The sequence below is a fragment of the uncultured Gimesia sp. genome (genome assembly GCF_937910335.1).
Classification (GTDB): Bacteria; Planctomycetota; Planctomycetia; order Planctomycetales; family Planctomycetaceae; genus Gimesia.
The window spans coordinates 1-6,272 of sequence record NZ_CALEMX010000362.1 but is presented as its reverse complement, the minus strand read 5'-3'; the positions used below and the strand labels follow the sequence as shown (position 1 = coordinate 6,272).

Sequence of the window (6,272 nt, the reverse complement as noted above, 5' to 3'; positions counted from 1 at the left end):
TACGTTCCCCCCCGCTTCGGCGGCTACTTTACAGTACCGACCACCACCACAGCCGGCATCCAGGATTTTGAGACCTTTCAATTCACTTAATGGAACTCCCGTTTTGGCTGTGAACGTCGCTTGATCTTCTTCAATATGAGCAACCTCGTATTTATTCCATTGCAGACCAAAGCTGGAAAGATGCTCTTGTTTTACAAATCGGGGAATACCATTTACAACGGGATAGCACTGATCACGATCGATTAGAATATTCTGATCTTCATCGAATGTCAGGGGGAGGCCATTTTGGGGGTTTCTTAAAGCTTCAAGAAGTCTCCGCGAAAGAACAGTTTTTGATGATGTTTCTTTCGTCATGGCTTCTGAATTCTTACTATGGTGAGAAACTGGCAGGAGGCTTCTTTTGTTGAGTTAAAAATCGATTTCCATTAAATCTTCTCCTAATATTGTATTAGGAAAGATCTTTTGAGCAACTTTAATATCGATGGGATCATCGCCGGCTCGTTGTGGATCAATATGGGTCAGGATCAATTTTCCGGCTTTGGAATCTCGTGCGAGGTTTGCGACAGGTGTTGTATGGCTATGACCTGTTTTATCAGCCCATTCAGCCATCTCATCTGGAAAGTAGCATTCGTGAATTAATAGATCGACCCCTTGGACAAATTCCAGGTTCTGTTCCGGGTGAGCGGTATCGGTCATATATGCCAAAGAGCGTTCAGGCCAATCAATACGATAGCCAAGAGAACCTCCGGGATGTTCTTGTTTCAGGTGCCGAAGAATTCCATTACCGGGTACTGTGACTGTCTCAGGTAATGAAATGAATTCATAATCAGGCAGAACAGGAAATATTTCTTCACAAAAGAGATGTGTCTGTATCGCAGCTAGTTTTGCTTCTTCACCGTATACTTGGACGGAGTTGACCTGATCAGACAACATGGGAACCAGGAAAAATGAAAGACCGACAATGTGGTCTAGATGGGCATGAGTCAGGAAAATCTGTAAATCACGAGTTTGCAGAAAGTCGGGAACACGAAAAAAACTGGTTCCTGCATCAAAAATGATCCCCAGTTCAGGAATCATTATGCAGGCCGTGTGTCGACGCTCGTTAGGGTGATAACCACCTGTTCCCAACAATACGATTCGCATTGCTCTACTTCCCAATAATCATGAATTTACCAGTTAATAATGGAATTGTTTCTATATTAACGGGCGATTGAATAGTCTGGCTACAGCGTAGTATACCCCAGAAACTATTCAGATAGGCCTTTTTGGATAAGATTAAGAGTCCAGACGGCGTTCACGAATCCAATCTGTATGAAAAGTACCTTCTTTATCAACTCGTTGATAAGTATGTGCTCCAAAGTAGTCTCGCTGAGCCTGTAACAGGTTTGCTGGTAATCGGTCCTGACGATAACCATCATAGTAGCTCAGTGCTGCTGTGAAACTGGGAACCGGTAATCCCAGTTCTACCGCTGTTGAGACAACTCGTCTCCAGCTTGGTTGTGCCTGCTCGATAGCGTTACGGAAGAAATCGTCCAGTAAGAGGTTTTCCAACTGAGGATTTTTATCAAAGGCTGCTTTAATATCCTGCAGGAATGTAGAGCGAATAATACAACCACCGCGCCATAAGAGAGCAATGTCACCATTATTTAAATTCCAACCGAAATGCTCGGCAGCAGAGTTTAGTTGAACATAACCCTGAGCATAACTGCACAATTTTGATGCATAAAGGGCCTGTCTTACATCCTCGATAAATTGATCTCGATCTCCTTCAAACTTTTTATCTGGTCCCCCGAGGATTTTGGAAGCGCGAACACGAGCATCTTTTTGTGCGGAGAGACAGCGAGCATAGACAGCTTCTGTAATCAAAGTTGTTGGAACTCCCAGATCCAGTGCGTGCTGGCTCATCCATTTTCCGGTTCCCTTTTGCTTGGCTGTATCCAGGATTTTATCTACAAGGTAGTCGCCTGTTTCTTCATCAATTACAGTGAAAATATCACGGGTAATTTCAATCAGGTAACTTTCGAGTTCGCCTTGGTTCCATTGATCAAATACTTGATAAAGTTCCTGGTTCGTGAGTCCAAGAGCATGTTTGAGAATGTAGTAGGATTCACAGATTAACTGCATATCTCCATATTCAATACCATTATGTACCATTTTGACATAATGTCCTGCACCTGCTTCACCAACCCATTCACAGCAAGGGATATCATTGTTTTCGCCAACTTTGGCAGAGATATCCTGTAGAAGGGATTTGACATGTGGCCAACCAGCAGGTGTTCCGCCAGGCATGATACTAGGGCCTTTCAGTGCACCTTCTTCACCGCCTGAAACACCAGTTCCGATGAAGAGAAGACCAGCGTCTTCTACTTCTTTCGTACGGCGGTTTGTATCATCAAAGTGTGTATTACCGCCATCAATGATAATATCTCCGGGGCTTAATAACCCTTTGAGATCGTCGATAATCGCATCCACTGCGGGGCCAGCCTTGACCATCAGCATGATTTTTCGCGGTGAAGCCAGATTATCGACCAGATCTTTGAGCGAATGATATCCTGCAATCTTCTGTTCTTCGGTTTTGCTACTGACAAAATCGTCTGTGACGCTGGTGGTTCGATTGAAAACACCAACTGAATAGCCATGGTTGGCCATATTCAGTACCAGATTTTGTCCCATAACTGCCAGGCCTACCAGGCCGATATCGTGTTTTGACATTGAAAATTCTCGTTTGATTCTAATGTTCTGTTAATTAAAAAAATATGGAATCGGTTCTACTGTCACTGAGTGGCCTCCTGTTCTGGATTACTGTTTCCAGGGGGGTAACTCTGGCAGATAGCTATCAAATTCGGCTATTACTTTTTCTTGGTATTCGCCCGCATATTCACCGTTGAGGAATTTGTCACATGCTTCGCCAATGAATCGTTCCCAGCTCGCCTCTTCACAACCCGGGTTGATGGGGTAAAAGAGTGCTCCAACCGCTTCTGCTGCTTTCATATCACCGGGAGCATCGCCGATCATGAGTACCTTGTTCGGTTCGTATCCACAGTCTTTAGCCTGACCGAGGGTCTCTTTTTTACTTCCGGCTTCCTGACCACATATCGCATCGACATATTGTGCAATGTCGTGTTCTTCCCATTCTTTATTGAGCGCTTCATTGGGCGTCGCAGAACAGACAATCATGTCGGCGACCGGATCCAGTTTTTGTAAGCTCTCTCTAACGTTTGGATAAGGGGGTACATCATGTACCATGTCAGCGATCATTTCGTTAACTGCGAGAGACCATTTTAATGCGATTTCAAGGTCAGGGTCATGAGTTTTTTCTACTTCAGCAGTCAACGTCGGGTTACCCAGTTTGGTTTCCCTTTCAATCCAGTCTCTGACTCCTTGAAGTTTGGGAATTTGAACATTGCGTGCTTTAACTTCCGGACGTTCTTCAAGCAGGTCTAATGCCAGTGTATAAGATATGAAGCGATTCGCTCCCCGCCATTTGGAATACAGATTCGTGAATTCCGCTGCTTCCCGTGCATATTTGGAAATTGGCTGTAATCCAAAATAATTGATAAAGTTAGGAATAAAACACTCTTTGTGTTTTATTTCCATGGAATCAAAGGCGCAACCATCTGAATCAATACCAATTAGAAATTCGCTTTTCTTTTGAAACTGGGAATCCAATGGATTATCCGACACAGTTTTCTCCTATTTATATTTATGAGTCATCTAATTTTTATTTGAGTAGAACAAAGACCTGCGCCTCATTGGCGTTCACTTTGCATTTTGGATTGTGAGTTACCTGTCTGCCTGAGGAATATATTTTGGTAATTTTTGATCACTGAATAAGGGTTGTAATTGTGCTAAACGCATACGTCCATTAATCAAAGGGATACTAGGCCAATCGTTTCCAACCAGTGGCTGACAATATTTCACAAAATCATCGGTGACGTCCATCCCATCTGCAGTGATCCAGTTTTTAGGAAATGTCCGTTCGCTATTGGCAACTTCGGGTAAAGGAACTTTATCATAACGGACATTGTATCCGGGCCCATCAGTGCGGAGAATGGTCGACATATATCCTGATTCGCCTGCTGCCGCCAATAATGCAGCTTTTTGTCCGGCGCCATAGGCTTCATCTAAATCAACAGTGGATGCGTAGGCAATATTATGGCGTTGATCCGTGCCTGGAATATTAGCCCGGGCAGCCCCCTTCACTGCAAGACCTCTCTCGTTGAGTTCATTCACAAGCAATTGGGCAACTGTCATTTGACTTGAGCTGAATTGTGTATGGCCAAAGGAATCTTTCGTTTCTCCAATATCTCCCAACGAAAGACCTTCACTGACAACCACAATCAGCCGTCCGTCTTTTCGAAGCTGATCATTCACTTGTGCATGTATCTGCTCAATACTGACCGAAGTCTCTGCTAGATAAATCTGCATGGGAATTTTACGCTGAGGGTCAGCTAATCGAGCTGCAGCAGGAATAAATCCAATTTTTCTTCCCATAGCCTGTAAAACCAGAACAGGGTCAGCAGGACAGCTTCCTCGGTTTTCTTCATTAGCCAATTGAACCATGCTCAACCAGTAACGGGCTGTACTACCATAGCCGGGCGTGTGGTCAATGAGTTTGAATTCACTGTCTCCGACATCATTGTCAATTGTTTTAGGAACGCCGATGCCCACAATATCAACACCTCGTTCAGTGGCCATCAAAGCGACCTTGTTGGCCGTATCCATTGAATCATTACCTCCGATGTAGCAGAAGTAACCGATATTATGTGCTTTAAAAACTTCAATCAATCGATCAAAGTCTTCATTCTGATGTTCTTTGAGTTTGTAGCGACAGGTTCCGACTGAACCCGCAGCAGGAGTGACTCGCAAAAGTGCAATTTCTTCTGGTGATTGCCCACTCAGGTTAAGTAATTCTTCTTTGAGGACCCCTTCAATTCCGTGCCAGCCGGCATAAATTGTTCCGATTTCAGGCAGGTCTCGCGCGGTCTCTACTAATCCTCTCAAGCTGTTATTGATGACTGGTGAAGGTCCACCAGATTGTGCCACAATCATATTTTTAGGACTTGCCACGTTTTCTCCTCACTCTACTTGTTATATCTTTGGAATGTTCGTGCCGAATTTTCGACTGAGCATTTCTGGTTGTTAATTGGAAACCTGGAAAAATGATCGCAATCAACCATCATTCAGTTCTCAATATTGGATTTCCGAATTTATTTCCCTCTACTCCATAAATAAAAAATCGCTGGTACTTTGCAGATCGATCAGGACTTTTTGCACGATTTCCACAAGGTCTAAGCGACTATTAGAAGGCTCTGTAGATAAAGCATTATTTAGAAATAGGTTACGGATAATGCTCTCGCTGCCGGAGCCGGCAGGATCTAGCCTTTGTTCAGTGCAAGCGGTGTTTTTTAAGGTGCTCACAAAGACTGGTATTCACTTACATATGCGGGATATTACCCGATATTGAACGCTATTTCAAAGTACCCGCCGTGTTCCCAGGAAAGAAAGTTCCGGGAAAGTTGGATTTGAGCCTCGAAAGACATAGTTCATTTATTTTGGAGTCAATGTAACCCTGGTTCCTTTTATTTGATAATTCAAATGAAAAGTATCGAAGAGTCTGTCAAAAAACTGTTGTGCATTGGCTCCGTTGACAGAAATGTCAATCTGTTTGCTAAGGTCAATGCCTGCGCTGACTAACTGGCTCTCGACATATTCAAATTCAATTCCCGATTGTTCCAGTTTTTTCATGATCGCAATAAGTGGGATCTTTTTGACTCGCAAAGTAAATTTTCGTCTGTGGATGGGTACGGGATCGACCTTTTGTGGCTTTGAGATACCTGAATTAGTTCTGGGATTCAGAATTTGATCAATTTTGTCATGATGTTCTTTCGAAGCACTGATCATGATGGATTTGCCGGTAGGAATCATAGTCAGATCGGGAAAAGTCTTTTTCAAATGTTTGATGACATAAGCAATTGATTTGCCTCGTGGAGAATATGTTTTTTCTATCGTGACGGAATCAGGAATCGGGATCAGTTGAATTTGTGTTGCCTGTTGCTCCCAACGATGGGTCAAATTAAATTGTATCAGAATTAATGCGAGTGCTTCATTTGCATTCACTGCTGAAAGTGTGCCAGATGACCAGAGATCATGGGAAACCAGTTTTTCGTTTTTGATTTTAATCTGATATGCTTCTGAGATTCTTTTTAGAATCTCAGAAGGTTGGTCTAAGTCCTGATAATGAAATGTTTTCCTTTGGCTGAGAAAACGTA

Annotated in this window: 5 protein-coding genes and 1 pseudogene; all 6 read right to left on the bottom strand. The window is 43.3% G+C overall.

What is annotated here, in order from left to right:
- Window positions 1-354 (bottom strand): annotated as a pseudogene (locus tag Q0668_RS14580) (methyltransferase type 11); the annotation flags it as partial.
- Between the two features lie 54 nt (window positions 355-408).
- Window positions 409-1,143 carry an MBL fold metallo-hydrolase gene (locus tag Q0668_RS14575; RefSeq protein ID WP_298865940.1) on the bottom strand — a complete coding sequence of 245 codons (735 nt, stop codon included), beginning with the start codon at window positions 1,141-1,143 and terminating at the stop codon, window positions 409-411.
- A 132-nt stretch (window positions 1,144-1,275) separates the two neighbouring features.
- Window positions 1,276-2,712 carry a decarboxylating NADP(+)-dependent phosphogluconate dehydrogenase gene (gnd, locus tag Q0668_RS14570; RefSeq protein WP_298865938.1) on the bottom strand — a complete coding sequence of 479 codons (1,437 nt, stop codon included), beginning with the start codon at window positions 2,710-2,712 and terminating at the stop codon, window positions 1,276-1,278.
- A gap of 87 nt (window positions 2,713-2,799) precedes the next feature.
- Window positions 2,800-3,684 carry an HAD hydrolase-like protein gene (locus tag Q0668_RS14565; RefSeq protein ID WP_298865936.1) on the bottom strand — a complete coding sequence of 295 codons (885 nt, stop codon included), beginning with the start codon at window positions 3,682-3,684 and terminating at the stop codon, window positions 2,800-2,802.
- A 99-nt stretch (window positions 3,685-3,783) separates the two neighbouring features.
- Window positions 3,784-5,070, bottom strand: a complete 1,287-nt coding sequence (locus Q0668_RS14560) for a diphosphate--fructose-6-phosphate 1-phosphotransferase (protein ID WP_298865934.1) — start codon at window positions 5,068-5,070, stop codon at window positions 3,784-3,786.
- Window positions 5,071-5,550: 480 nt separating this feature from the next.
- On the bottom strand, window positions 5,551-6,272 hold a 722-nt coding region (locus Q0668_RS14555), incomplete at its 5' end, for a hypothetical protein (protein ID WP_298865931.1).

Coding starts and splice junctions, on each gene's coding strand:
- Q0668_RS14575 (WP_298865940.1), bottom strand. CDS start 1,143: ATGCGAATCGTATTGTTGGGAACAGGTGGTTATCACCCTAACGAGCGT.
- gnd (WP_298865938.1), bottom strand. CDS start 2,712: ATGTCAAAACACGATATCGGCCTGGTAGGCCTGGCAGTTATGGGACAA.